This is a genomic window from Blautia sp. JLR.GB0024 (assembly GCF_037000545.1).
Classification (GTDB): Bacteria; Bacillota; Clostridia; order Lachnospirales; family Lachnospiraceae; genus Blautia; species Blautia celeris.
The window spans coordinates 1-26,490 of sequence record NZ_JBANBF010000020.1 but is presented as its reverse complement, the minus strand read 5'-3'; the positions used below and the strand labels follow the sequence as shown (position 1 = coordinate 26,490).

Genomic DNA, 26,490 nt, shown 5'->3' with positions numbered 1-26,490 from the left:
GGATTTGTATGGCATTTTTTGAAAAACCATTGACCAGGAAAGAGATTTTTTCCATTCCGAACATCATGGGGTATTTCCGGATTCTTTTGATCCCGGTCTATGTCCTTTTGTATTATCATGCGGAGTCGGTGAGGGAGTATTATATTGCCGCTGTGCTGGTGGGGATTTCCGGGATCACGGATATGCTGGACGGCAAAGTGGCGAGGCATTTTCATATGATCACAGAGCTGGGGAAAGCCCTGGACCCGGTGGCGGATAAGCTGACTTTGGGTGCTATGATCCTATGTCTGGCTTTCCGGTATGAAAATATGCGCTGGCTGGTGGGGCTGTTTATATTGAAAGAGGGCTTCATGGGAATCATGGGGCTTTTGCTGTCACATTACCGGGGCAGAAAGCTGGATGGGGCAAAATGGTATGGGAAGGTCTGTACTGCGTTTTCTTATGTGGTGATGTTTGTGCTGTTTTTCTTCCTGCGGCTGCCCTTATCCCTGGTAAATGCCCTGATTGTGTGCTGCGGCGTGCTCATGGCTGTGACCTGGGTGCTGTATGTGCCGGTGTTTGTGAAGATGTGGAAAGAAAAAGGACAGGCTTATTGAAAATATTTAAACTTTTTGATAAAATATTTATATGTAAATTTTATATGCAAAAAGTCTGGATAAAGGGATAGGTCGGAATATGAAAGTAAGTATAAAAGATATCAGTGAGCGCACAGGATTCTCGCCTGCTACGGTTTCCAATGCACTGAACCACAAAAAAGGGGTCAATGCAGATACGGCAGCCGAGATTTTCCGTGTGGCGAAAGAGATGGGGTATATCAGTGAATCGCGTATCGGGAAAATCAAATTCGTTATCTTCAAGAGAAATGGTTTGATCATAGACGATACGCCTTTTTTTTCACTTCTGATTGACGGAATCGAGAAAGAGTGCCGGGCATCGGGGATGGAGAGGGTGCTGTGCCGCCTGAATTATGAGGACGAGGACTACGAGGAACAGGTGAACTGGCTGATACATGACAATTCTTCCGCGGTGATCATGCTGGGAACAGAGCTGATGGAGGAGGATGTGGCTCTCTATAAGAATGCGTCCTGCCCCTTTCTCATGCTGGACTACTGGAGCTGGGACATGAGCTTTAACGGCGTTCTGATCAACAACGCGGATTCTGCCCGTATGGCAACAGAATATCTGCTGCAAAAGGGGCATAGAAGGATTGGTTATCTGAGAGGGGAATTCAGGATCAAAGCATTCCGCTCCAGAGCCGTCGGGTATGCGACTGCCCTCAATAAAGCGGGGCTGGTTCCGGAGAAGAGATATACTGTTACGCTGTCCACCACTATCAATGGCGCTTATGAGGATATGAAGGCATATCTGAAGACCGGGCCTGAGCTTCCCACAGCCTATTTCGCGGATAATGATATGGTGGCTCTGGGGGCAATCCGGGCGCTGCAGGAAAAGGGGTATCAGGTGCCGGAAGATATCTCTGTGGTGGGATTTGATGATCTGCCGTTCTGTGAGATCGCCAATCCTCCGCTTACGACTCTGCGGGTTCCGAAGCAGGAGATGGGGCGTGTGGCGGTCAGAAGGATTCTGGAAGTGATAAACGGTACCGATAAGATCAAGACCAAGACCCAGGTATGCACAATCTTTGTGGAGCGCGACAGTGTCAGGGATCTGAAGGACAGAAACGGCGGTGACGGCGATGAAGGTTAAATCAAAAGAGGTGGCAGAGGCCCTGGGTGTGTCCACCGCCACGGTATCCCTTGCCATCAACGGCAAACCGGGGGTAAATGAGGAGACAAGGAAGCGGATACTGGAATATATCAGCGGCCAGCAGGGAAAAGATGTGACGAAAGGAACCTTTGTGAAACTGATCATCTTTGAAAATTCTCCCCGTGTACTGTCAGGGGGGATGGGGTCGTTCTTCAGGATCACCTATGTGGAGAGCGTGGAGCGCCTTCAGAGGGACAAGCTGGAGGTCAGGCTTGTGTATGCTTACGGCTATGAGGAACTGAAGGAGGCGCTGCTGAAAAGCAATACGGACGGGACCAGGGGCATACTGCTGCGGGCGGATGAATTCGGTGAGAAGGATTATGAACTGATCTCCCTGTGCAGGGTTCCCCTTGTCATGAGTGACTGCGGATCCGGGGAGGCCGGCTGGAATATGGTGAACTTTAACAACCGTCAGGCTGTCTTTCAGGGGATGGAATATCTGAAAGCCCATGGCTGCAGAAGGATAGTATATTTTCAGAACGCGGAGGCCATCTATAATTTCAGGGCAAGAAGAGAGGCTTTTTTGGAGTATCTCAACAGAAATCCTGAGATTTCAGGCAGCTTTTGGGAGACAGGGAACGAGAGGGAGGAGATAGAGCGGAGGGCAGAGGAATACTTTACCCGCTGTGATGTGCTGCCGGACGCGGTGTTTCTGGAAAACTTTCTGGTTTCCGTGGGGACGGCCCAGTCCCTTATGAAGCTGGGCATATCCGTGCCGGATCAGATATCTCTTCTGGGAATTGACGCCATTCCCGACACGGTACTGCTGCCCTATAAACTGACCCACTTTGAAGTACCTCATAAAAAGAGGAGTGTACTTATGGCTGAGCTCCTTTTGGAACTTATGAACCGCCCGGATGACGGCTTTGGGCGGATGGTGCTGGTGAATGAAAAAATGGCGGAGGGCAACAGTGTAAAGGGGTAGGCGGGAAGGCAGAAGTATCTTGATTTTCGGTTTGTTTTTGAAACAGCAGATTGTGACCTTCTCAGTGATCCAGATTTCATCATTCCGGATTTCCAGGGAATATCCGTCTGTCACGTCTTTGGGAAACCGGCTCATAACAGTATCAAAATCCGGAGCCGGTTCCCAGATCCAGGATTTTCATTTCGGCATTCCGTCAACGCCTGCGACCAGACTGTGGATTACCGTATCCTTAATGCATTTTACGCTGAATCCCCTGTTTGATACAGGAATGATACTGGATTATATTTTATCATTTTTGATAAAAAACTAAAGTCATTTTGTCATTTACCTTTTCGGTTTTCCCAGTGCTTTTGAATCCCATTTTTTCATACAAATAGCAATTTCCTTTTTCCGATAAAATTGTATCTAATTCCCAATTATCATTGCCGTGTATGCGTTCCGCTTCGATAATTGCCGCCTGCGCAATTCCCATATTTCTATATTTTTTCAAAATAAATATAGGCGAGATACGTTTCGCACTTCCTTTTTCCTTTTTGTCCACGACACGTAATGCCCCGACGATATTTTTATCAACTTCTATTATGTAATAATAGGTAAAGCATTGCCGGAGGCGAGATAAAATTTTTTCAAGTGGTTCAGTTGCAGGACTGGTATCAGTGTCCTGATATTTTTCGTATAAGTCAGAAAACGCTTCAATCTGCATTTTCCAAATAAGTTCTGCGTCTTCGCAAGTTGCCCTTTTTAAAATAAGTTCCATAAATATTACCCCACTAAAGTCTAATTTGCCTCATTATACAATATCCCAGGTCAGAAGTATAGCAGTGCAGTTTTCTTTTTTGTTAAGGTTCGGTATGAAAACAAAATAATTTTAGTTTTATATAAAATATATCCTAATTTTTTTATATAAAAATTTATATAAAACTTTATCTAAACACTAAAATGCAGGTGAGGATATAGATTTAAATGACAACTTTATGTGCAATATATATAAAAAAAGAATGTAAATATTATGAAAATGAGCAAAAAGCAAAAACACACTTGAAAAATATATAAACAAATGCTAAAATGAATTTAAATAAAGAGCAAGAAAATTTAAATAAACGACGTCGATATTTAAATGAAAGCAAAAATGATTTAAACAATGTGTTTAAAATTTCAGGGAGGATTCAAAATGAAAATTAAAAAAGTAATGGCATTGACAATGGCATCAGCAATGGTGATCTCTATGGCACTTTCAGGATGCGGAAGCGACGGCGGTTCCGAGACAAAAGAAAGCAGTACCCAAGGGGAAGGCGCCAAGAGTGGAGCTACGGAAGTTACCTTCTGGACACTGAACACAAGGCAGAATGCAGTGGATCCCATTGTGGAGGAGTTCAACAAACAAAATGAAGATGTCCATGTAACCGTTTCCTATTATGATACAGACGGAATCAAGGATGCCTGCAAAGTTGCCGCCTCTTCAAAAACCCTTCCGAATATGTGGTTCAACTGGGGCGGAAGCCTGGGAGGCTTCTATGCAGAGAACGGCCTTACATATGACCTGACAGATTATGCAAAAGAAAACAAATGGGATGAAAAATTTACACAGACATCCATGGACCTTTGTACATTAGACGGAAAACTTTCCGGCTATCCTACAAGCTACAATGTTCTGGGGGTTTATTACAGAAAAGATATCTTTGAGGAGAACGGCATAGCAGTACCCACTACTTTCGAGGAGTTTGAGGCAGCCTGTGCAAAATTAAAGGAAAACGGCATCACTCCCATATCCACAGCGGGTCTCAACGGCTGGCACACCATGCGTTTTGTGGAACTGCTCATTGAACACTATGCAGGTTCTGAACTCCATGACAAGATGAACACATTTGATGAGAGCTATGACAACGACGCAGTGGTACAGGCTCTTGCAAAATACCAGGAGTTCTGTGAGAAAGGCTATTTCCCGGACGGATTCCTGACCCAGGACCCTAATGACACTCTGATCGGTATGGCAAACGGACAGTGCGCAATGGATATCCAGGGACAGTGGCAGGATGGCAAGATCATACAGGAAGGTCTTGATATGGACCAGTACGGTGTCTTTGCATTCCCAAGTGGTGAGACAAACAGAATGTCAGCATTTGCAGAGATGACACAGTTCAATGTGGACAATACAGAGGAAGAGCTGGATGCCTGCATGCGTTTTACAGATTACTATTATAATGAAGAAAACACAGTAAAATATGCGGAGTATTACAACCTTCCGCTGCCGGTAGTAGGCGCAGAAATGCCGGAAGGACAGCCGAACGTACCTGTACTGTTAGAGACATCTGAGAAAAACGGCATCTTCACCATCACAGACCAGGCATTCCCCACAGAGGTTGCGGATGTACTGTTCGATGCGCAGGATGCCATTGCCAATGGTCAGATGACACCGGAAGACGGAGCGAAGAGCATTCAGGAGGCAATTGAGGCTTACAATAACAAATAACAGAGAAAAGACATGTAATATAAGAATGCGGAGGGGTGAAGGCCACTCCTCCGTTTTTTGAAAACCACTGCACTGACCAAACAGATTGGAGTGAAACCATGAAAAAAAAGAAAAATTATACCAGGACGGACAAAGCCGCGTATTTCTTCCTGCTCCCGGCGGCGGTCATCTATTTATCCGTGATCGTGGCACCTGTGTGCTATTCCTTCTTTATCAGCCTGTTCAAATGGAACGGTATCGGCGAGAAACAGTTTGTTGGCTTATCTAATTACATAAATCTTTTTAAAGGCGATAAAATCTTTCATACGGCAATTATCAACAACCTGATCTGGATTGTTTTGACTATATTTGTGACCATGACCATTGCACTGCTCTTTGCAGTGATACTGAGCAAGCAGTTTAGAGGACGTACCTTCTTCAGAGGCTTTTTCTATTTCCCATGTGTCATCGCACCCATTGCGGTGGCTATTATCTGGAGATGGATCTACAACCCCAACATTGGATTTATCAATGAATTTTTCAAAGCACTGGGGATCAATTTTACCCAGGGATGGATATCGGACCCCAATGTCAGTCTCTATGCCGTATTCGCGGCAGCTCTGTGGCAGGCGATCGGACAGCCCATGATCCTGTTTCTGGCAGGTCTGCAGGCTATCTCACCGGATGTTCTGGAGGCGGCGACCATTGACGGTGCCAACGGAATTGAGCAGTTTTTCCTGATCAAAGTACCGCTCCTTAAGGATACCTTTGTCATTGTTATTGCAACACTGATCGTTGCAGCCATGAAGGTTTACGATGTGGTGCAGGGGCTTACCGGCGGCGGTCCAAACAATGCCACCCAGATGCTTTCCACCTATATGTATTCACAGGTGTTCCAGTACAACAACGTGGGATACGGAACAGCAGTTGCCTGTATTATGGTACTGATGATGATGATCGTTATCATTCCTTATGTATCCTTTACAGCAAAAGAAGATTAGCGGGGAGGGATTATCGTGGAAGGAAAAACAAAGAAAATCACAAAAAAAGCAGTATTATATCTTGTTCTGATCATCCTGGCGCTTATCTGGGTGGTACCCATGTTCACACTGGTGGCAACTGCGATCAAGAGTAAATCTGATTTCTACAGCGGCGCGGGATTGTTCAGTATGCCGGCACACGTTGCCTGGGACAACTTTGTCAATGCCATTACAAAAGGCCGGCTGTTCACTTATATGAAAAACGACCTGATTGTATCCTGTTTAAAAGTGCCTCTGGGAATTTTCATTGAGGCACTGGCAGCTTTTGCCCTGACCAGACTGGAAATCAGGCATAAAACGGGAACTTTTATCTTCTTTCTCATTGGAATGATGCTTCCCATGCAGACAGCCCTGGTACCGATCAATGTGATCTACAGCAAACTGGGCCTGCTGAACTCTTACTTTGGACTGTTCTATGTATATGTGGGTTTCGGTATCTCCTTTGGTATTCTTATCCTGCGGGGCTTTTTCAACGGTGTCCCCAGGGAGCTTGACGAGGCGGCATACATTGACGGATGCAACAAATGGCAGTTGTTTTATAAAATTATCTTCCCGGTGGCAAAGCCTGCTGTGGCAACACTGATCATCACAGACTTTTTGTCCACATGGAATGAGTATCTGCTGGCAAGCGTTATTATCAATGATAATATGAAGAAAACCGTTCCGGTAGGTATCATGACCTTCGTGGGCGAGCATGGAACAGATTACGGCTATCTGTGCGCGGGTGTGCTGATCTCCGTTATTCCGGTGCTGATCGTGTATCTGATTTTCCAGAGACATTTCGTGGAAGGTATGGCCGGTGCTGTAAAAGCCTGACCGTTTAAAGAAAAAGACTTGGAGGTAGAGTATGGAGACAATGAAATATAAAAAGCAGGTGGAGAAATGGGATGTCTTTGAGGTGGAGTTCCAGGGTCCTGCAACGGGAAATCCATTCACGGACTATGAAGTGACAGGAACCTTTGAGAGCAAAAATGAGTGCACAGAAGCCGACGGCTTTTACGACGGGGAAGGCATCTATAAATTGCGGTTTATGCCCTCTTTTGAGGAGGAATATACCTTCAGGATCCACGCGGGATTCTTAGACTCTGACCTGGAGGGAAGTTTTACAGCGACAGCTCCCGGACAGGACAATCACGGTCCTGTGAGAGTGGCGAATACATACCATTTTGCGTACGAGGACGGCACACCCTATTACTCTGTGGGAACGACCTGCTATGTGTGGGACCTGCAGTCCGACGAACTGATTGGGAAGACACTTAAAACATTAAAGGCGAGCGCTTTTAATAAGATACGTTTCTGCGTTTTCCCGAAACATTATGACTATAACCTGGGGGAACCGCGCTCCTATCCTTACCAGGGAACACCTATGGATTCCAGTGTGCTCACAAAGGAGAACTTCCAGGAATACACAGGAAGAAGTGAGGGGAATAACTGGGATTTTACCAGATTCAACACGGAACATTTCAGACATATTGAGAAATGCATTGAGGCTCTCAGAGACTTAGGTATTGAGGCGGATCTGATCGTCATGCATCCTTATGACCGCTGGGGATTTTCCTGTATGAAGCCTGAGGAGGATGACCTTTACTGGAAGTATGTGATCGCCCGGTTCGCAGCCTACAGAAATATCTGGTGGTCTCTGGCAAATGAATTTGACCTGTTTGAGGAAAAAAATGTGGAAGACTGGGAGCGTTACGCAAAAATCATCTGCGAAAAAGACCCATACAAACATCTGCGCTCCATTCACAACTGCAGAAATTTCTACGACCATAACCGCCCATGGATCACGCACTGCAGCATCCAGAGGCAGGATTTGTACAAATCTTCAGAGCTGGTGAATGAATGGCGGGAGAAGTACAAAAAACCTGTTGTACTGGATGAGATCGCCTATGAGGGAAATATCCAGCACGGCTGGGGCAATATAAGCGGAGAGGAGATGCTGCGCAGATTCTGGGAGGCCGCTGTGCGGGGCGGGTATCCGGGACACGGAGAGACATATATGCATCCCCAGGATATCCTCTGGTGGTCGCACGGCGGGGAGCTTCACGGGGAGAGCCACAAGCGTTTCGGATTTCTTCTGGATATCATGAAGGAGACGCCGGGCATTGGACTTATGCCCTATGAAAAATGCGGCTGGGATGAAGTGTGTGCCGTACCTGAGGAGAGTACATCCCAGATCAAGGCTGTAAAAGAGTATTATCTGTTTTATTACAGCTTCATGCGCCCATCCTTCCGGGATTTTTACTTTGACGATGAGACTGCGTTTGAAGTCCGCGTGCTGGATACCTGGAATATGACTGTGGAGAACAGGGGCATCCATAAAGGGAAATTCAGAGTTGAGCTGCCGGGAAAACAGTACATGGCAGTGCAGATAAAAAAAGCATAAGATTGCGTTGGAGGTGAGACGGTGAAAGTAAATATAAGGACCATATCAGAATATACAGGATTTTCTCCGGCTACCGTATCCAATGCTTTGAACCATAAAAAAGGTGTGAATAAGGACACCGCGTCAGAAATTCTCCGTGCAGCCAAGGAACTGGGCTATATCGGGGAGATGGGGATCACGAAGATCAAGCTTGTCATCTATAAGGACAAGGGCCTGATCGTGGATGACAATCCCTTCTTTTCCCTGGTAGTGGACGGATTTGAAAAGGAATGCAGGGAGGCCGGCTATGAGATGGCGCTCTGTTATCTGGACCGGCAGACAGAGGATTATAAAAGACAGGTGGAAAACCTGTGCCTGGACCGGGCTTCCGCCATTGTGCTTCTGGGCACAGAGCTTACAGACGAGGAGGCAGCGGTGTTCAGGGGCATGAAGGTACCTTTTCTGGTGCTGGATTACTGGAACCACGATATGTCGTTTGACGGGGTGTTTATCAACAACGCGGACGCGGCCAGAATGGCCGGGGAGTATCTGATCCAGAAAGGCCATACCAGAATCGGATATCTGCGGGGCAGTTACCGGATCAAGGCGTTCGGCTCCAGGGCTTCCGGATTTCAGATTGCTCTCAATAAGCACAATCTGAGGCTGGAGAACAGGTACACGGTGACCATCGGCGTTACTATGGAGGCTGCCCACCAAGACATGCTGCGGTATCTGGAAGGAAAACCGGAGCTGCCCACCGCCTTTTTTGCGGATAATGACAATCTGGCTCTGGGAGCCATGAAAGCGCTGCAGGAATCCGGCTACCGGGTGCCGCAGGATGTGTCGATCATCGGATTTGATGACCTCCCCTTCTGTGAGATCGCAGTGCCCAGGCTGACAAGCCTCAGGGTGCCCAAGCAGGAGATGGGAAGGCTGGCAGTGCGCCGCATTGTGGAAATGATGCAGGAGAGGAGCACAGCCAAGACAAAGATTCAGATCTGTACGGAATTTATTGAGCGGGACAGTGTCCTTGAACTTAAAAATTAGAAAGCAGGGTGTGTGAGTTTGAATAAGATAAAATTAGGGTTCGCCCCAACACGAAGGAGCATTTTCAGTGCTCCGGATGCTATTAAATATGCGGATTTGACAAGGGAAAGACTGGGTGAACTGGACGTTTCCTTTGTGGATATTAAGGATATCAATGAGGAAGGACTTCTGTACAACGAGGCAGACAGAATAAAGATCGCGGAAAAATTCAAGGCGGAGAAGGTGGACGGCCTCTTCTTCCCCCACGGCAATTTCGGCACAGAGTATGAAGTCGCAAGACTGGCCAAGGAACTGAATGTTCCGGTGCTTTTATGGGGACCCAGGGATGAGCGCCCGGATGAGAACGGCGTCCGTCTCCGTGACAGCCAGTGCGGGCTTTTTGCCACAGGCAAGGTTCTGAGAAGGTTTCAGGTACCGTTTACCTACATGACAAACTGCAGGCTTACAGACCCGGAGTTCGAGCGGGGAATCCGGGATTTCCTGGCTGTGTGCAATGTGGTGAAGGTGTTCAGAAATACAAGAATCCTGCAGATCGGGCCGCGCCCGTTTGACTTCTGGAGTACCATGTGCAACGAGGGAGAACTGCTGGAAAGATTCAATATCCAGCTTTCACCCATACCGATTCCGGAACTGACAAAAGAGATGAAAAAGGTAAAGGAAGAGGGCACCGAGGTGGCAAAGATCATGGCATACTGCCATGACAATATGTGTGTCAAAATCAGGGAAAACGAGCTGGAAAACGTGGCTGCTCTGAAAGCTGCCATGAAGAATCTGGCAGAAAAATACGGCTGTAATGCCATTGCCATCCAGTGCTGGAATGCCCTTCAGGGAGAGATCGGAATTATGCCCTGCGCGGCCAATTCCCTGCTGAATGAGGAGGGAATCCCGGTCGTCTGTGAGACGGATATACACGGCGCCGTCACAGCACTTCTTATGGAAGCGGCAGGCATGGATGAGGCCAGAACCTTCTTTGCAGACTGGACGGTACGTCACCCTGACAATGAAAACGGTGAGCTTTTGCAGCACTGCGGCCCCTGGCCTGTCTCTGTGGCAAAGGAAAAGCCGTCCATCGGTTATCCCCTGGCCTTTGACCATCCCGGAGCTGTGGAGGCTGAGGCAAAACACGGGGATATGACCCTGTGCCGTTTTGACGGAGACAACGGAGAATACTCCCTGCTTCTGGGGCACGCGAAAGGTGTGGAAGGACCGTATACCAAGGGAACCTATGTCTGGGTCGAGGTGGAGAATCTTAAGCGCCTGGAGGCAAAGCTGGTGGAAGGGCCATACATCCATCACTGTGTGGGTATCCACAAGGATGTGGTGCCCGTGCTCTACGAGGCCTGCAAGTATATAGGTGTAAAACCGGATCTGTATGATCCGATCGAGGAACAGGTTAAGGCATATTTGAGAGGTGAATGAGATGGATGATCTGAAAGCGAAAGTGTTTGATTTGCGCAGGGATACGGTTGATATTATTGTTGCCGGAAAGGGAGGTCATATCGGCGGTGATATGAGTGTTATGGAAATCCTGGCCGCTCTGTATTTCCGTGTTATGAATGTTTCTCCAAAACGGGCAGATGACCCGGACAGGGACCGGTTTGTCCTCAGCAAGGGGCATTCCATGGAGGCTTATTATGCGGTGCTGTGTGCTAAAGGATTCCTTGATCTGGAAGAGGTAAAAGAAAAGTTTTCAAAGTTCGGTTCCTCTTACATCGGACATCCAAACAATAAACTGCCGGGAATCGAGATGAATTCCGGATCCCTCGGACACGGCCTTCCCGTATGCGTGGGAATGGCTTTGGCAGGAAAGATGAACAAAAAGGAATACCGGGTATATACGGTTATGGGAGACGGTGAGCTGGCAGAAGGTTCTGTCTGGGAGGGAGCCATGGCTGCCAACCAGTATCATTTGGATAACCTCTGTGCAGTGGTGGACAGAAACAGGCTGCAGATTTCCGGCTGTACGGAAGATGTGATGGGACATGATGATCTGGCAGAGAGATTTTCCTCCTTCGGATGGCATGTGATCAGTGTGCGGGGAAACGATTTGGATGAACTTCTGCAGGCATTTTCAGAGGCGTCACAGACGAAGGGAAAACCAAGTGTCATCATAGCAAATACCACAAAAGGGTATGGTTCCCCTGTTATGGAAAATAAGGCAAACTGGCATCACAAGGTGCCCACACAGGAGGAATATAATCAGATTATCAGTGATTTCGCCGCAGGGAAGGAGGCTGCTCTTCATGAATAAGATAGCAAATAAGCAGGTGATCTGCCAGGTACTGATGGAGAAAGCAAAGACAGATAAAGACGTTGTGGTGCTGTGCAGTGACTCCCGCGGTTCCGCATCCATGACACCTTTTGCAGAGAATTACCCGGAACAGTTTGTGGAGGTGGGCATTGCGGAACAGAATCTGGTGAGTATTTCCGCGGGCCTTGCAAAATGTGGTAAGAAAGCCTACGCAGTATCCCCTGCCTGCTTTTTATCTACCAGAAGCTACGAGCAGGCAAAGGTGGATGTGGCCTATTCCAATACCAATGTGAAGCTGATCGGCATCAGCGGCGGCATCAGCTACGGTGCCCTGGGCATGAGCCACCACTCTGCCCAGGATATCGCTGCCATGTCAGCGGTTCCGAACATGAGGGTTTACATACCAAGTGATAAAAATCAGACGAAGTGCCTGACAGAAGCGCTGCTCGGAGATGAAAAACCTGCCTATATCCGTGTGGGGAGAAACGCGGTGGAGGATGTCTATGAAGAAGGAAATTGTCCTTTTGAAATGGATAAAGCCACTGTGGTGAAAGAGGGAAATGACGTGGCGATCGTAGCGTGCGGAGAGATGGTAAAGCCTTCTCTTGACGCAGCGAAGCTGCTGGAAAAGGAAGGCATCAGTGCAGCAGTCTTGGATATGTACTGTGTAAAGCCTTTTGACAAAGAGACTCTGCTCCGGATGGTATCCGGTGTGAAGGCTGTGATCACAGCGGAGGAGCACGCTCCCTTCGGCGGACTTGGCAGTATGGTAAGCCAGGCAGTGGGAAGCGAATGCCCGAAAAAGGTTGTGAACCTGTCCCTGCCGGATGCGCCGGTCATCACAGGAACCTCAAAGGAGGTATTTGATTACTACGGATTAAACGCAGAAGGAATCGCAGCAAAAGCCAGGGAGTTAGTCTGATATGGAGAGATACATACTGGGAATTGACCAGAGCACGCAGGGGACAAAAGCACTGCTTTTTGACAGACAGGGAGCCCTGATTGCCCGTGCGGACCTTTCCCACAGGCAGATCATAGATAACAACGGCTGGGTGGAGCATGACCCGGAGGAGATCTACAGGAACACCATTCAGACGGTTAAGAATGTGGTGGAAAAGGCCGGTATCGATAAGAACCTGATAGCAGGCGCGGGCATCAGCAACCAGAGGGAGACTGCCCTTGCCTGGAAAAAGGATGGCAGACCGGTATATAACGCCGTGGTATGGCAGTGTGCCAGGGGAGAGGAGATCTGCAGCAGGATCACAGACAGTGCGGGTATGATAAGAGAACGGACAGGGCTTAAGCTCTCCCCCTACTTTTCAGCGGCAAAGATTGCCTGGATACTGGAAAATGTGGAGGGCGCCCGGGAAAGAGCCGAAAAAGGTGATCTGTGTTATGGAACCATGGACAGTTTCCTGGTATACCGGCTCACAGGCGGCAGATCCTTTCTTACGGATTATTCCAACGCATCCAGAACCCAGCTCTTCAACATCAAGACACTTGCCTGGGATGAGGAAATCTGCAGGGTCTTTAAAATCCCGGCGGAAAATCTGCCCCGGGTTTCGGACTCCAATGGTTACTATGGGGAGACGGATTTTGAAGGATTTCTGGATAAACCGGTTTCCATACACGGAGTGCTGGGAGATTCCCACGGCGCTCTCTTCGGGCAGGGATGCCTGGAGGAGGGAATGGTGAAAGCCACTTACGGCACCGGCTCCTCTGTGATGATGAATGTGGGAAAAACACCGGTATTTGGCAGCCACGGTTTAGTTTCTTCCCTGGCCTGGGGGATGGACGGGCAGGTAAATTATGTGCTGGAAGGCAATATCAATTATACGGGTGCAGTGATAAGCTGGATGCAGAAGGACCTTCAGATGGTTGCGTCCGCAGCGGAGACAGAGCGGCTTGCAAGGGAGGCGGCGCCGGAGGACAGGACATATTTTGTACCCGCATTTACCGGCCTTGGTGCCCCCTACTGGGACAGTTCAGCCACCGGGATTCTCTGTGGGATCACCAGGACCACAGGGAAAGCGGAAATGGTGCGCGCAGGACTTGACTGCATTGCGTACCAGATCACGGACATTTTAAAAGCCATGGAGGAGGATGCCGAGATACCGATCCGGGAACTGCGGGTAGACGGCGGTCCCACAAAAAATGCCTATCTCATGCAGTTCCAAAGCGATATGGCCGGCATACCGGTACAGGTGCCAGAAGCTGAGGAACTGTCCGGGATCGGGGCCGCGTATGCTGCAGGTATTGGACTTGGCATCTACAAAAAGGAAGAACTTTTTGCGAAAATGAAGAGGACTTCTTTTGAACCGCAGATGGAAAAAAGCCTTGTGGATAAGAAATATTCCGGGTGGAAAAAGGCTGTGGAAATGGTACTCGGAAAGTGAATTGTGAAGAGGAAAGACAAGGCGTACTTCGTTTAAGCGAATGTCGTTAGGAAACTGACAAAACAAACAAATAATGGCAGACAGCTAAATGGGCAAAGGGACACGGTTATGAAACGGTGTCCCTTTGCCCATTTAGCTGTCTGCCGTCCGGAAGAAACCATTGCCTGCTGTCTGGTATTTTTCCGGAACCCGAATATTAGCTACGTTATGAAACCTATATTTCTCTGCCATATGCTTCTTCATACAAACCAAATTATAACGGTAACAATCTGCTATGCCATCTGCAAAAGAGACAGCATTACCGTCCCTTAACTGCTGAAAGGCCAGAATGACTTTCTTATTGAGATGTGTGAGTGTATGTTTCTTGGACGGATAATAGGCGAAATGGTGCCCCCATTCAAGAAGATGATTGGTTTCAGATAATATAACATATAGAGGTTCTAACGTGGTATGTTTCATTATGAATTCTAAAATATCCGTTAAATAAATAGAGCCGGGAGAAGTAAATCTGTTTGCTAACTCGTCCAGTTCTGCTTTAGTAAAATGCGGAGCTGCAGCTAATGATGCCGGGTGAATAATCAATACCATAAGTTGTAAGGCATGAAGGTAACGTAATGCCTTTTCAACATACCCGGAATTAAGAGCCAGCTGATGAAGTTTAGTATCATCCGGTTCTATAACTATAGTGCCTTTACCATTTAACGTTTTTACGAAACCTCTCTGTTCCAGTTCTGCCAATGCCCTTCTGACTGTCGATAAAGAGACATCATACTGGCCAGCCAGCTGCTTTTCATATGGAAGATACATTCCGACAGAGTATTCTCCAAGGCCGATTTTCAGATTTATGTCATCAACAATTTTTGAGTAATAATAATCCTGGCCACGCATGGGATTCCACGAAAACTTCAAACCCGTTTGCACAGGACATTCTGGCGTTGTCTCTAATAGGTAATTTAACGTTTTTTCAATAGAATCCGTAAGTTCTTGATACATATGGGATAACCGGTTGTACTTTGTGAGCGGATCATTGCCCTTTAGTGTATCTATAATAACACTGGTTACAGATGCAGTCCTCTGTAAAAAGTACTCAGAGAAATAAGGACAATTTTCTGCAAAAAATGCAAGTTTATTATAAAGGCCAAATGTAGAATAGAGTTCGCTGAATAGGGAATTACCACCTATTTTTAGTATATCATATACTAATTTGGAAGGAGCATCCCATCCACCTGAGGAATATCCCAAACGTAATACTTTCATAGCCTGTTTATAGTGGGGCATTATCTCCACATCACACCCTTGCAAAGAAAAAACCATAAGTGAAGGCAGTATTAGAGCAAAAGTCTGATATACCTGTAAGATACCTTCCCTTTGTTTTAAAATCTCGAAAACAGTATTTGATGAATTACAAGTATCTTTTTTTGAAACAACAATTGGTGCAAGCCGAGGCTGAATATCAACCAGTCCTTCTGCCCGTAATGCGTCAAAGACACGGTTGATCGTATATCTGCTTACATGAAATTGCTCGCAGTACATCCTTGAGGACGGCAGGGAATTTCCGGGCGGTATTTGGCCCTCTAAAATACACTGCCTGATTTCATTATAAACAAATGTAAATTTTGTTTCTTGTGGTTTCATAACTTGCCTCCTATCTATCTGGATTATACCATGACAAACCAATTTTGTCAGTATCAAAAGGCATAAACCTATTTGTACACCTGACCAAAATGGGTGTTGCTAATAGGTAAGCAAAATAGTTATAATAAAAACGTATTATTATTAAGAAAGAGATTTGGAACCATGGAAAAGCAAAAAATCTTAATTGCAGACGATTCAGAAATGAATCGCGCGCTTTTGGCAGAGATCCTGAAAGAGCAATATGATGTAGCTGAGGCTGAAAATGGTGCAGAAGCAATTTCTCTTCTTTCAAAGCAAAGAGCAGATTTTTCCCTTCTGCTGCTGGATATTGTGATGCCGGAAATGGATGGCCTTGAAGTGTTAGCCTGCATCAACAAATATCACTGGAACGACACCCTGGCTGTTATTATGATTTCTGCTGACGATTCCCCTGCAAATATAAAGCGGGCTTATGATTTGGGGGCTTTTGACTATATCAGCCGTCCTTTTGATCTGACCATAGTCCAGCGCCGAATTTCTAATACGATGTTTCTCTATGCGCGGCAGCAGCGTCTTGAGAAAATTATCGCAGAACAGTTACAGGAACAGGAAAAAAATAATGAGTTGATGATCTCAATCCTGTCTCACATTGTGGAATTCCGCAATGGAGAGAGCGGATTACATATATTGCGTGTAAATACTATTACAAAATATTTGCTGAAGCAGTTGGTTCAGCGTACAGATCAATACTTTTTGTCCAAAGCAGATATTTCATTAATAAGCACTGCTTCCGCGCTGCATGATATTGGAAAGATATCAATTCCGGATACAATATTGAACAAACCAGGACGTCTTACGGCAGAGGAGTTTGAAGTAATAAAAACTCACGCAATGGTCGGCGCTGATATGCTGTCAGACCTGCCCATTGAACAACAGGAAGCCCCGCTTGTCAAAGTAGCCTCTGAGATTTGCCGATGGCACCACGAAAGGTATGATGGCAATGGTTATCCGGATGGATTAAAGGGAGAAGAAATACCAATATCTGCCCAGGTTGTTGCTCTGGCTGATGTATACGATGCTTTGACCAGTGAGCGCTGCTATAAGAAAGCTTATTCACATGAAGAATCTTTGAAAATGATTTTGGAAGGACAATGTGGTGCATTTAATCCTGCCCTTTTACTGTGTCTGGAAGAAATTGCTGATCTGCTTGAAAGTGAGTTCAGTTTTTTTGACAAGAATAAGGACAGCACGGCATCATCTGAAAGAGAGGAATAGCATCAATGGGAAACAGTAAAAAGAGGAATTCTGCAACGCGTTTTCTGATATGCAGTTTCATTGGTCTTTTGATCTTTAGTATTATTATTTTCAGTCTGCTTGGAATCTATATGAGCCGGAAAAGTAAAAAGACTGTTTATGAAATTGGAAATATTTACATGTCCGGAATGAATGAACAAATGTCCAGGCACTTTGAAACTGTGATTAAATTGCGTTTTGATCAGGTCAGCGGCGTTGTTTCTGTTGTCTCAACAGATAACAAAGATAGGAAGAATTTATATGAGGAACTCATTTACAGGGCGCAGGTCAGGGGGTTTGACTATTTGGCGCTTTGTTCTGCGGAGGGGGATTTTCAGACACTTTATGGACAATCCATACAGCCACTTAATCCGGAACCTTTTACAGAAGCATTGTTAAAGGGGGAGCAGCGAGTCGCTGTAGGTGTTGATTCTGCCGGAAATGAAGTGGTATTGTTTGGCGTTGACGCTGCTTATCCGATGCACAATGGCCATAAGAGCACTGGTCTGATTGCTGCCATTCCTCTGGAATATATTACCGATTTTCTTTCCTTGGAGGATGACGGGCAGCTGATGTATTATCATATTATCAGGCCGGACGGCAGTTTTGTAATACAGAACCCCAACACGGAGTTGTGGTATTTCTTTGAACAGCTGCAAAAGCAGCTTGATGCTGCACCCAATGAGTTATCTGTAGAAAATGCAATTAAAGAATTTGGTGCTGCACTAAAAAATCATGAAGAATATGCTACAACATTTGAAGTAAATGGTGAAGAACGACAAATATACGGTATATCGTTACCCTATTCTGAGTGGTATTTAGTATCGGTAATGCCTTATAGTATACTGGATGATGCCATAAACAATCTGAGCGGCCAGCGTATGTTCATGACATTATTGTCCTGTGCCTCTGTTTTGATTATTTTAACCTTGATTTTTCTTCGGTATTTCTCCATAACCCGTTCTCAGGTGCATGAATTAGAGAAAGCACGGCAGGAGGCTCTTGAAGCGAACAGAGCTAAAAGCGAATTTTTGGCAAATATGAGCCATGATATCCGTACACCCATGAATGCAATCGTAGGCATGACCACGATTGCCACAGCTCACATAGATGACCGGAAACAGGTACAGAACTGCCTCAGAAAAATTACATTATCGAGTAAACATCTGTTAGGGCTGATCAATGATGTTTTGGATATGTCTAAAATTGAAAGCGGAAAATTAACTTTAACAACAGAACAAATTTCATTAAAAGAAGTTGTTGAAGGAATTGTTAACATTATGCAGCCGCAGGTTAAGACTAAAAACCAAACCTTTGACATACATGTTGAGAATATTCTAGCAGAGAATGTGTGGTGCGATGGTGTCCGTTTGAATCAGATTTTGTTAAATCTCTTATCAAATGCAACAAAGTATACTCCCGAAGGCGGTTCAATACAATTATCCCTTTCTGAAGAAAAATCTCCGAAAGCAGAAAACTATATCCGAATTCATATCAAGGTCAGGGATAACGGAATCGGTATGTCGCCGGATTTTCTCAAAAAAATATATGAATCCTATAGCCGTGCAGATGAAACCAGAATACATAAAACGGAAGGGGCCGGTTTGGGAATGGCCATAACGAAGTACATTGTGGATGCAATGAAGGGAACCATTGATATAAAAAGTGAACCGGATCAAGGTACCGAATTTCATCTCACGTTTGATTTTGAAAAAGCGGATGCAGTAGAAATGGATATGGATATGGCTCTTCCCCCCTGGAATATGCTGGTGGTTGATGATGATGAATTATTATGTAAGACAGTTATGGACACACTGGAAGACATGGGAATAAAAGCTGAATGGACATTAAGCGGAGAAAAAGCAGTAGAGCTGGTAATCCAACACCACCGAAGAAGAGACGATTATCAAATCATTCTATTAGATTGGAAACTACCCGGTATAAATGGGGTTCAGGCTGCAAAAGAAATCCGGCGTAATCTGGGAGATGAAGTACCGATCCTGCTGATTTCTGCATACGACTGGAGTGAATTTGAGGCGGAGGCCCGTGAAGCAGGTATTAGTGGTTTTATTTCAAAACCACTATTTAAATCTACGCTGTATCATGCTTTACGTCAGTATATGGAAATGGAAACAGAACATGGCTCAAAATGGGACCAAAATACGGATCTGTCCGGATGCCGTATCCTGCTTGCCGAGGATAATGAGCTTAACTGGGAGGTTGCAAGTGAATTATTGTCTGACTTGGGTGCAGAACTGGATTGGGCAGAAGATGGTCAGATATGTCTGGACAAGTTTCAAAAATCACCGGCGGGGTATTACGATGCCATTCTTATGGATATAAGGATGCCGCATATGACAGGGTATGAGGCTGCTAAGGCAATTCGCCGAATAAGTCACCCGGATGCCTTATCTATCCCAATCATTGCTATGAGTGCAGATGCCTTTTCTGATGACATACAGCATTGTATGGAGTCCGGTATGAATGCTCATATAGCAAAGCCTATCGATATTATAGAATTGACCCGTTTATTAAAGAGATATTTAATATAAAGAATTGGAATGGCAGCACAAATGGATTACGAATATTGGACTGAGACTGCAGAGGAAGGAGAGCAGGAAAATTATTCGGCGGGGAGGGAACAATATAGTCACTGAATAGTTAATAATATTTTGTTTGCCAAATGATGCAATATCCTCTATACTGAATAATATATCTTGTTAATTTTTCCGGGCAGATATGTATCGGAGAAACCGTCTTTTACATATGAAGGAAAGCGAGGAGGAACTATGCAGGCGCATGACGAACAGGAAGACAGCCGGGAGCTCGAAGAAGAAAAAAGGCTGGAGACTATAATACCTGCAATGCTGGAGACTTGCAGACAGTTAAAAGCAGCCAGAGAGCTGGTCAAAGAAAGCCTTATAGAGGAGTTTCATGTGAAGGAAGAATTCGCGGATGTGATTTTGAAGGATTACCGTGTATCAGAAGAGGAGAGCACGGAGAAATGAATACATGTAAAAAACCAATGCTGGAAAAGGCCTGGGTGGTCTGCGGGCTTGCCGTTCTGTGCAATGCACTCTGGGGAAGCGCGTTTCCAAGTATAAAAATCGGATACAAACTGTTTGAGATACCGGGGGACAGCCCGGCGTCGCAGATTTTATTTGCCGGTATGCGTTTTGCCCTGGCGGGGCTGCTGGCTGTGGTATTCGGCAGCATTCTTCAGAGAAAGGTGCTGGTGCCAAAGAGAAGGTCATGGGGTAAGATCGTGAAGCTCTCCATGTTTCAGACAATCCTGCAGTATGTGTTTTTCTATCTGGGGCTGGCCCATACCACGGGGGTGAAAGGCTCTATTATAACGGCATCCAATACATTTTTAAGCATACTGGTTGCCAGCCTGATCTTTCACCAGGAGAAACTGACAGGGAAGAAGATTGCGGCCTGTATCGTGGGATTTGCCGGAGTCGTGCTGGTGAATCTAAACGGCAGCGGCATGGGGGCAGGGCTTAAAATAAACGGCGAAGGATTCCTGCTGGTATCTGTCACTGCCTACGCCTTTGCGTCCAGTCTGCTGAAAATATATTCACGGGATGAGGACCCTGTGGTTTTAAGCGGATATCAGTTTATGATCGGCGGTCTGGTCATGATGGTATGCGGTTTTGGCCTTGGAGGGCGCATTCATACGGTTTCCATGCAGGGAGTGGTTATGCTGGTGTATCTGGCACTGATCTCTTCTGTGGCATTTTCCGTGTGGGGGATTTTGCTGAAGCACCATCCGGTGTCCAGAATCGCTATTTTCGGATTTACCAATCCCGTGTTTGGGGTTATCCTCTCCTCGGTCTTTCTGCACGAGCAGAATCAGGCGGAAGGGTGGAAGATCGTCACGGCGCTGCTGCTGGTATGCGCAGGTATTTTCCTGCTGAATTACCAGAAGGCGGAGAAGCTGGAAGTAAAAGCATCGGCCAATTGACCGGGAGATACAGGCACATCTGTATGCAGCAGGATTTGCTGTGTACAGATGTGCCTGTTGTAACTGCTGAGGAATCAGGTCATGTCCCGGGATTCTTTTCGGTACTGGCGGGCGCTTTTATTGTAATATTTCCGGAATGCTGCGGAGAAATGTTCCACGGAGGAATAGCCCAGTTCTTCCGCGATGGAGGAAATGCTGCGGTCTGAATAGGTGAGCAGGATAGAGGCAGCCGACATGCGGGCGTCTCCTTTTTTCTGCAGAAATGTTTTGCCGTAGATGTCCTGCATAAGCCGTTCTGTCTGCCGGCATCCAAGTCCCAGCCGTTCGGCAAGCTGTTCCAGTGTGAGAACCGGATAGTCGTACAGAAAGGATTCCTCTATGATAAAATCCTGGGCTTCCGCCGGTGTTGCGGGCTTAAAGTGGTGGAGGGCTTTTTTTCCGCCCTGGTAGTTGCGTATCATCTGTACGATCAACTGCCGCAGCAGTGTTTCCACGTAGACGGTATACCCGGTTTTCTGCTCCTTTAATTCACGGAAAAGCAGCTCCAGTGTGTTTTTTATCTGACAGTTATCCTGGCCGATCCAGAAGGTTTTCTCTGTAAACAGGCGGTCCAGGTCATCTGTTTTTTTCTCTCCGGATGAAGTGCGGCGCAGCCTCAGGTAAATACAGTAATCCACCATGGGATCTCCCTGTACGGAAATCTGGGCATGGGCCACGTGGGGGCCGGCCATGTACAGGGTGTTGGGGGTGATCTCGTATGTCTTTTCCCCTACTGTTATGTATCCGCGGCCGGATGCCACATAGTGGATCTCATAGCTGTTGTCCCCGTGGCTGTGGCTGGGAATGATGCGGTGCAGGTGCTCGTAAGCGATGTTAAGCGTGCGGAACCGGGTGCTGCCTATGGTGAAGTTGATATCCAGATTATTGTATTGGATAAACATATTTTTCTCTCCTGTATGAAAGCTTCTGACAATTTAGCTGACGGAATCGTTACAGGTCCTCTATAAAATGGACGGGATACTGTTCCCAGTATTTTTTATAAACACGGTCATTTTGTCCGTCAAAATTAAGCTGATACATGCGGAAGGTAACAGGGATATTTTTTGGCTGCCACTGTTCCTCGTAGGAATACTGATATATCATTCCCAGTTTTTTCATGACCTCCCCGCTCCTGGGATTTTTTATGTCATGGGTTGCGGTGATGAAAGGCATGCCGGAATTCCTCAGTTCTTCCACTACCGCCCGGCCGGCTTCTGTTATGATGCCCTTATGCCAGAAGTCTTTTCGCAGGCCATAGCCGAAATCATGGCTTTCGCTGCTGCTTACCTGGACATAACCGATGGGAATGTGATCAGTCTTTAAGCAGACTGCATACCGGTACCCAAAGGGTTCCTGATATGTGTCCAGGTACTGCTTCTGTATATAGGCATTGGCCTCCTCCATGGTTTTCAGCGGGAACATGGGAAGAAAGGTATTTACCTCCTCATCACTTAGGATTTGATAAAGTGCCCGGGCATCATCCTGGGTAAATCTTCGGAGAATCAGCCGCTGAGTTTCAATTGTGGGAGTATTCATCCAAATGTCCTCCTTTAATAACTGTTACGCAATTATATCACGCATGGAGGAAAAATGATATAGATATTGAATATATCAGAAATTCAGATTATTATATATAATAAAAAAACTACTGAGACAGGCAAAGGAGGATTATGAGAACGAAACATAGAAAGGCAGACCTGGTATTACGGTTTTTCCAGGGCTCCAAAAAGTATTTTCTGGTGGCAGTGCTGGCCTCGCTGGTCACGACCGGATTAAATTCCCTGACACCACAGATTTTCCGGTTTACCGTGGACTCTGTGCTGGGCGGGGATAAATATAAATATTTGTCCAAGCATCTGTGGATCATGGCGCTGATGCTGGTGGGAGTGGCACTTTTCTCCGGAGCGGCACTTTTTTTGAGCCGTGCGTATACCGCGAAGGCGGGAGAAAATTTTGCGAAGAACATGAGAGACGCGCTGTTTTCCCATGTACAGAGACTTCCGATGGAATGGCATGACAGACACCAGACAGGAGATATCATACAGCGCTGCACCTCAGATGTGGAGGTGATCCGTAACTTTGTGGTAACACAGCTTTTGGAAGTGTTCCGTACGGTTTTCCTGGTGACAGTTTCCTTTGGGATGATGTTTTCCATGAATGTGAAGCTGTCCCTGGTAGTTCTGTGCTTTGTGCCTGTGGTTGCACTGTACTCCACCATTTTTTACCGCCTGATCGCCGGCCGTTTTACAACAGCAGACGAGGCGGAAGGGGAGCTCTCCACAGTGGTGCAGGAGAATGCCACGGGAGTCCGGGTGGTAAGGGCTTTCGGAAGAGAAAAGTTCGAGATGGAACGCTTTTATGAGAAGAATAATGCATTTGCAGATCTGTGGATCAAGCTGGGAACACTGTCCGGGCTTTACTGGGGAATCGGTGACCTGATCACCGGTCTGCAGGTGGTTGCCGTGATCGTGCTGGGGGCTGCGGAGGCTGTGCATGGCAATATCTCCGTAGGTGAATTTATTGCATTCGCTTCCTACAATACGACACTTGTCTGGCCTATCCGCGGGCTGGGCCGTATCCTTTCTGATATGAGCAAGGCAGGGGTTTCCTTTGAGCGTGTGGACTATATCATACGGGCAGAGGAAGAGGAGTATCAGGATAGAAAAGCCTATGAAAACCAGCATGAAAATCAGAGATTTGATATTGTATTTTCCCACGTAAATTATGGTTACAAGGATGGAAAAGAAGTGCTGTCGGATGTGACATTCTCTGTTCCACAGGGCAGTACACTGGGCATCCTGGGTGGAACCGGAAGCGGAAAATCCACGATCATGCAGTTGTTAAACCGGCTGTATGAGCTGGAGGAAGGGCAGGGAAATATCACTCTGGGCGGTAAAAATATCAGGGAAATCCCCCTGGAATGGATAAGAAAGAATGTGGGAATGGTACTTCAGGAGCCGTTCCTTTATTCCAGGACGATCAAAGAAAATATAGCGGCTTCTGTGCCGGAGGCCTCCTTTGAGGAGATCAGGCAGGCAGCCAGGATTGCCTGTATTGATGACGCCATTATGAATTTTCCGGACGGATACGATACGCTGGTCGGTGAGCGGGGCGTAACCCTGTCTGGAGGCCAGCGGCAGAGGATCGCTATAGCCAGAATGCTCCTGCAGAAGGCGCCTGTCATGATATTTGATGACTCTCTTTCCGCAGTTGACTCCCAGACAGACTCCAGGATCAGGAAGGCGCTTCTGGATAACAGAAGAGATGCCACGGTGATCCTCATCTCCCACAGGGTGACGACATTGATGAGCGCTGACAGGATCATGGTGCTTAATCAGGGAAAAATTGAGGAGATGGGAACGCATCAGGAGCTGATCGGACAGCAGGGGATTTACAGAAAGATTTATGACATTCAGATGAGCCAGGATGACAGAATGCAGATGGAGGTGTAAAATGGCGGCTTACGAAGAACAGGATTATAACAAACCCTTCAGCTTTAAAACATGGGCTAAAATGCTGCCCTTTTTTAAGCCTTATACGAAATTTTTTGCCATTACCATTGGCCTGAACCTGATTCTTGCAGGGATAGATGTGCTGGTTCCTCTGTTTCAAAGTTATGCGATTGACCATTTTATCGCGCTGAACACGTTAAAGGGACTGCATATCTTTGCTTTGGTCTATACAGCCATGATCGTGACCCAGACGGTATCCGTGTATATCTCTGTCCACGCGGCCACCACCATTGAGATGAATGTGGGGAAGGACTTGAAAAAGGCGCAGTTTGAGCATCTGCAGACATTGTCCTTTTCCTATTATAATACAACTCCGGTGGGATATATCCATGCCAGGGTCATGAGTGATACCCTGAAGATTGCGGGCATGATCGCCTGGGGACTGGTGGATATGTTCTGGGCGTTTATCTATGTGATCAGTGTGTTTGTGATCATGTTTATGCTCAACTGGAAACTGGCGCTGATCATTATGCTGATCGTGCCCTGCATTGCGGTTCTGACTGTTTATTTCCAGAATAAGATCCTTCACTGGAACAGGCGGGTGCGGAAGGTCAATTCCCAGATCACCAGCGCGTACAACGAAGGGATCACAGGGGTAAGGACTTCCAAAAGTATGGTGATCGAGGAGGATAACCAGAAAAATTTCCGCAGCATTACCAGGAATATGCACCAGGCGGCGACCAAATCTGCCATGTTAAACGCGGTGTATATTCCTACCATATTATTCTTCAGTTCTGTTGCCGCGGCTATTGTGCTGGCAAGAGGAGGATATATGGTGCAGAGCCAGGTGATGCAGCTTGGAACCCTTTCCGTATTTATATCCTATGCGGTGGTTATTTTTGAGCCTATCCAGCAGCTCGCCCGTCTTCTGGCAGATCTGATATCCTGTCAGGCCAGTATTGAACGTGTGATGGATCTGTTAGAACAGCAGCCCAACGTGACGGATACGCCTGAGGTAGAGGAAAAATACGGGGATATGTTCCACGCAAAGAAAGAGAACTGGGAGAGGATAGAAGGGGATATTGTCTTTGAAGATGTATCTTTCCGGTATCCGGACGGAAAAGAATATGTGCTGGAACATTTTAATCTGCATGTGCCTGCAGGCATGAATGTAGCGATCGTGGGGGAAACAGGGGCAGGAAAATCCACGCTGGTAAATCTGCTTGGCAGGTTTTTTGAACCCACAAAAGGGCGTATCCTCATTGACGGGAAGGATTACAGGGAGCGGTCTCAGCTCTGGCTCCACAGCCAGATCGGCTATGTGCTGCAGAACCCCCATCTGTTTTCCGGCACGCTCTACGACAATATCCGGTACGGGCGCCTGGAGGCCACAGACGAGGAGGTCAGGGAGGCAGCCAGGAAGGTTTCGGCTGATATTGTTGCAGGAAAACTGGAAAAAGGATACGAGAGCGATGTGGGGGAGAGCGGAGGCAGACTGTCCACAGGCGAGAAACAGCTTATATCGTTTGCCCGGGCAATCCTGGCAAACCCAAGTATATTTGTACTGGATGAGGCCACATCCTCCATTGACACTCAGACGGAACAGTTGATACAGGAGGCCACAGACCAGCTTCTGAAGGGCCACACTTCCTTTGTCATTGCCCACAGGCTTTCCACCATCCGCCAGGCGGATCTGATCCTGGTGGTGAAGGACGGTAAGATCATTGAGGAGGGCAGCCACAGAGAACTGCTGAGGCAGAAAGGGTATTATTATGACCTGTACTCCAGGCAGTTTGAGGAGGAATCAGCCATGCAGATTTTGGCTGGGGAAAAAGGAATTTGATAGAAATCCCGCCGGCTTGTATAGTAAAAGCCGGCGGGTATT

The 26,490-nt window shown here is 46.7% G+C and carries 22 protein-coding genes and 1 pseudogene; 19 read left to right on the top strand and 4 right to left on the bottom strand.

Going from position 1 to position 26,490, the window contains the following annotated elements:
• Nucleotides 1-8: 8 nt before the first annotated feature.
• From V8Q34_RS24760 to V8Q34_RS24745, 4 genes are all read left to right on the top strand, one after another.
• Nucleotides 9-596 (top strand): CDP-alcohol phosphatidyltransferase family protein, encoded by a 588-nt coding sequence (locus V8Q34_RS24760; RefSeq protein ID WP_054350935.1) that lies wholly within the window; start codon nucleotides 9-11, stop codon nucleotides 594-596.
• 79 nt (nucleotides 597-675) lie between these two features.
• Nucleotides 676-1,707, top strand: coding sequence for a LacI family DNA-binding transcriptional regulator (locus V8Q34_RS24755; protein ID WP_335836510.1), 1,032 nt, complete (start codon nucleotides 676-678; stop codon nucleotides 1,705-1,707).
• Nucleotides 1,697-2,692, top strand: a complete 996-nt coding sequence (locus V8Q34_RS24750) for a LacI family DNA-binding transcriptional regulator (protein WP_033143572.1) — start codon at nucleotides 1,697-1,699, stop codon at nucleotides 2,690-2,692. Before V8Q34_RS24755 ends, V8Q34_RS24750 begins: the two co-directional genes overlap by 11 nt.
• A 19-nt stretch (nucleotides 2,693-2,711) precedes the next feature.
• Nucleotides 2,712-3,002, top strand: coding sequence for a hypothetical protein (locus tag V8Q34_RS24745; protein WP_244806033.1), 291 nt, complete (start codon nucleotides 2,712-2,714; stop codon nucleotides 3,000-3,002).
• Here the strand turns inward: V8Q34_RS24745 and V8Q34_RS24740 are convergent.
• Entirely contained in the window at nucleotides 2,982-3,449 is a 468-nt protein-coding gene (locus V8Q34_RS24740; RefSeq protein WP_118593825.1) for a GNAT family N-acetyltransferase, read from the bottom strand. The genes V8Q34_RS24745 and V8Q34_RS24740 overlap by 21 nt on opposite strands.
• Before the next feature lie 414 nt (nucleotides 3,450-3,863).
• Between V8Q34_RS24740 and V8Q34_RS24735 the strand changes: the two genes are divergently transcribed.
• The 9 genes from V8Q34_RS24735 (at nucleotide 3,864) to V8Q34_RS24695 (ending at nucleotide 14,240) form a co-directional block, all read left to right on the top strand.
• Complete coding sequence (locus V8Q34_RS24735; protein ID WP_335836509.1) at nucleotides 3,864-5,162, top strand: ABC transporter substrate-binding protein; 1,299 nt, start codon at nucleotides 3,864-3,866, stop codon at nucleotides 5,160-5,162.
• 98 nt (nucleotides 5,163-5,260) lie between these two features.
• Nucleotides 5,261-6,142, top strand: a complete 882-nt coding sequence (locus V8Q34_RS24730) for a carbohydrate ABC transporter permease (protein WP_052099703.1) — start codon at nucleotides 5,261-5,263, stop codon at nucleotides 6,140-6,142.
• 15 nt (nucleotides 6,143-6,157) lie between these two features.
• Nucleotides 6,158-6,997 carry a carbohydrate ABC transporter permease gene (locus V8Q34_RS24725; protein WP_052099702.1) on the top strand — a complete coding sequence of 280 codons (840 nt, stop codon included), beginning with the start codon at nucleotides 6,158-6,160 and terminating at the stop codon, nucleotides 6,995-6,997.
• Between the two features lie 31 nt (nucleotides 6,998-7,028).
• Entirely contained in the window at nucleotides 7,029-8,567 is a 1,539-nt protein-coding gene (locus V8Q34_RS24720) for a DUF5605 domain-containing protein (protein WP_335836508.1), read from the top strand.
• Nucleotides 8,568-8,588: 21 nt separating this feature from the next.
• A complete protein-coding gene (locus V8Q34_RS24715; protein WP_033143569.1) occupies nucleotides 8,589-9,593 on the top strand; it encodes a LacI family DNA-binding transcriptional regulator in 1,005 nt (334 codons plus the stop codon).
• 18 nt (nucleotides 9,594-9,611) lie between these two features.
• Nucleotides 9,612-11,012: an L-fucose/L-arabinose isomerase family protein gene (locus V8Q34_RS24710; RefSeq protein ID WP_227210303.1), complete on the top strand. Its 1,401-nt coding sequence runs from the start codon at nucleotides 9,612-9,614 to the stop codon at nucleotides 11,010-11,012.
• A 1-nt stretch (nucleotide 11,013) separates the two neighbouring features.
• A complete protein-coding gene (locus V8Q34_RS24705) occupies nucleotides 11,014-11,844 on the top strand; it encodes a transketolase (RefSeq protein WP_033143567.1) in 831 nt (276 codons plus the stop codon).
• Nucleotides 11,837-12,766 (top strand): transketolase family protein, encoded by a 930-nt coding sequence (locus V8Q34_RS24700; protein ID WP_033143566.1) that lies wholly within the window; start codon nucleotides 11,837-11,839, stop codon nucleotides 12,764-12,766. Before V8Q34_RS24705 ends, V8Q34_RS24700 begins: the two co-directional genes overlap by 8 nt.
• Nucleotide 12,767: 1 nt before the next feature.
• Nucleotides 12,768-14,240 (top strand): FGGY-family carbohydrate kinase, encoded by a 1,473-nt coding sequence (locus V8Q34_RS24695; RefSeq protein WP_148393044.1) that lies wholly within the window; start codon nucleotides 12,768-12,770, stop codon nucleotides 14,238-14,240.
• A 132-nt stretch (nucleotides 14,241-14,372) separates the two neighbouring features.
• Here the strand turns inward: V8Q34_RS24695 and V8Q34_RS24690 are convergent, their stop codons facing one another.
• Nucleotides 14,373-15,875, bottom strand: coding sequence for a GntR family transcriptional regulator (locus V8Q34_RS24690; protein WP_244806038.1), 1,503 nt, complete (start codon nucleotides 15,873-15,875; stop codon nucleotides 14,373-14,375).
• Nucleotides 15,876-16,037: 162 nt separating this feature from the next.
• Between V8Q34_RS24690 and V8Q34_RS24685 the strand changes: the two are divergent.
• From V8Q34_RS24685 to V8Q34_RS24670, 4 genes and pseudogenes are all read left to right on the top strand, one after another.
• A pseudogene (locus V8Q34_RS24685) lies at nucleotides 16,038-17,072 on the top strand (HD-GYP domain-containing protein); the annotation flags it as partial.
• A 62-nt stretch (nucleotides 17,073-17,134) separates the two neighbouring features.
• Nucleotides 17,135-19,699: a hybrid sensor histidine kinase/response regulator gene (locus tag V8Q34_RS24680; protein WP_335836507.1), complete on the top strand. Its 2,565-nt coding sequence runs from the start codon at nucleotides 17,135-17,137 to the stop codon at nucleotides 19,697-19,699.
• A 237-nt stretch (nucleotides 19,700-19,936) separates the two neighbouring features.
• Nucleotides 19,937-20,155: a hypothetical protein gene (locus tag V8Q34_RS24675; RefSeq protein WP_033143563.1), complete on the top strand. Its 219-nt coding sequence runs from the start codon at nucleotides 19,937-19,939 to the stop codon at nucleotides 20,153-20,155.
• The gene (locus tag V8Q34_RS24670) at nucleotides 20,152-21,114 is read left to right on the top strand and encodes a DMT family transporter (RefSeq protein WP_148393041.1); all 963 of its coding nucleotides are present in this window, start codon (nucleotides 20,152-20,154) and stop codon (nucleotides 21,112-21,114) included. Before V8Q34_RS24675 ends, V8Q34_RS24670 begins: the two co-directional genes overlap by 4 nt.
• A 74-nt stretch (nucleotides 21,115-21,188) precedes the next feature.
• Here V8Q34_RS24670 and V8Q34_RS24665 read toward each other — a convergent pair whose 3' ends face one another.
• Nucleotides 21,189-22,055: an AraC family transcriptional regulator gene (locus tag V8Q34_RS24665; protein ID WP_033143561.1), complete on the bottom strand. Its 867-nt coding sequence runs from the start codon at nucleotides 22,053-22,055 to the stop codon at nucleotides 21,189-21,191.
• A 49-nt stretch (nucleotides 22,056-22,104) separates the two neighbouring features.
• Complete coding sequence (locus tag V8Q34_RS24660) at nucleotides 22,105-22,689, bottom strand: GNAT family N-acetyltransferase (RefSeq protein WP_033143560.1); 585 nt, start codon at nucleotides 22,687-22,689, stop codon at nucleotides 22,105-22,107.
• A gap of 134 nt (nucleotides 22,690-22,823) precedes the next feature.
• On the opposite strand from V8Q34_RS24660, the gene V8Q34_RS24655 reads away from it, so the two are divergent.
• Together V8Q34_RS24655 and V8Q34_RS24650 are read left to right on the top strand one after the other, a co-directional pair.
• On the top strand, nucleotides 22,824-24,605 hold the full coding sequence (locus V8Q34_RS24655; protein ID WP_335836506.1) for an ABC transporter ATP-binding protein: 1,782 nt from the start codon (nucleotides 22,824-22,826) through the stop codon (nucleotides 24,603-24,605).
• A 1-nt stretch (nucleotide 24,606) separates the two neighbouring features.
• A complete protein-coding gene (locus V8Q34_RS24650) occupies nucleotides 24,607-26,448 on the top strand; it encodes an ABC transporter ATP-binding protein (protein ID WP_033143558.1) in 1,842 nt (613 codons plus the stop codon).
• Nucleotides 26,449-26,490: the final 42 nt, after the last annotated feature.

Excerpts from the sequence above, each read along its gene's own strand:
- V8Q34_RS24760 (WP_054350935.1), top strand. The coding sequence starts at position 9 with ATGGCATTTTTTGAAAAACCATTGACCAGGAAAGAGATTTTTTCCATT.
- V8Q34_RS24755 (WP_335836510.1), top strand. The coding sequence starts at position 676 with ATGAAAGTAAGTATAAAAGATATCAGTGAGCGCACAGGATTCTCGCCT.
- V8Q34_RS24750 (WP_033143572.1), top strand. The coding sequence starts at position 1,697 with ATGAAGGTTAAATCAAAAGAGGTGGCAGAGGCCCTGGGTGTGTCCACC.
- V8Q34_RS24740 (WP_118593825.1), bottom strand. The coding sequence starts at position 3,449 with ATGGAACTTATTTTAAAAAGGGCAACTTGCGAAGACGCAGAACTTATT.
- V8Q34_RS24735 (WP_335836509.1), top strand. The coding sequence starts at position 3,864 with ATGAAAATTAAAAAAGTAATGGCATTGACAATGGCATCAGCAATGGTG.
- V8Q34_RS24730 (WP_052099703.1), top strand. The coding sequence starts at position 5,261 with ATGAAAAAAAAGAAAAATTATACCAGGACGGACAAAGCCGCGTATTTC.
- V8Q34_RS24720 (WP_335836508.1), top strand. The coding sequence starts at position 7,029 with ATGGAGACAATGAAATATAAAAAGCAGGTGGAGAAATGGGATGTCTTT.
- V8Q34_RS24705 (WP_033143567.1), top strand. The coding sequence starts at position 11,014 with ATGGATGATCTGAAAGCGAAAGTGTTTGATTTGCGCAGGGATACGGTT.
- V8Q34_RS24700 (WP_033143566.1), top strand. The coding sequence starts at position 11,837 with ATGAATAAGATAGCAAATAAGCAGGTGATCTGCCAGGTACTGATGGAG.
- V8Q34_RS24695 (WP_148393044.1), top strand. The coding sequence starts at position 12,768 with ATGGAGAGATACATACTGGGAATTGACCAGAGCACGCAGGGGACAAAA.
- V8Q34_RS24690 (WP_244806038.1), bottom strand. The coding sequence starts at position 15,875 with ATGAAACCACAAGAAACAAAATTTACATTTGTTTATAATGAAATCAGG.
- V8Q34_RS24680 (WP_335836507.1), top strand. The coding sequence starts at position 17,135 with ATGGGAAACAGTAAAAAGAGGAATTCTGCAACGCGTTTTCTGATATGC.
- V8Q34_RS24675 (WP_033143563.1), top strand. The coding sequence starts at position 19,937 with ATGCAGGCGCATGACGAACAGGAAGACAGCCGGGAGCTCGAAGAAGAA.
- V8Q34_RS24670 (WP_148393041.1), top strand. The coding sequence starts at position 20,152 with ATGAATACATGTAAAAAACCAATGCTGGAAAAGGCCTGGGTGGTCTGC.
- V8Q34_RS24665 (WP_033143561.1), bottom strand. The coding sequence starts at position 22,055 with ATGTTTATCCAATACAATAATCTGGATATCAACTTCACCATAGGCAGC.
- V8Q34_RS24660 (WP_033143560.1), bottom strand. The coding sequence starts at position 22,689 with ATGAATACTCCCACAATTGAAACTCAGCGGCTGATTCTCCGAAGATTT.
- V8Q34_RS24655 (WP_335836506.1), top strand. The coding sequence starts at position 22,824 with ATGAGAACGAAACATAGAAAGGCAGACCTGGTATTACGGTTTTTCCAG.
- V8Q34_RS24650 (WP_033143558.1), top strand. The coding sequence starts at position 24,607 with ATGGCGGCTTACGAAGAACAGGATTATAACAAACCCTTCAGCTTTAAA.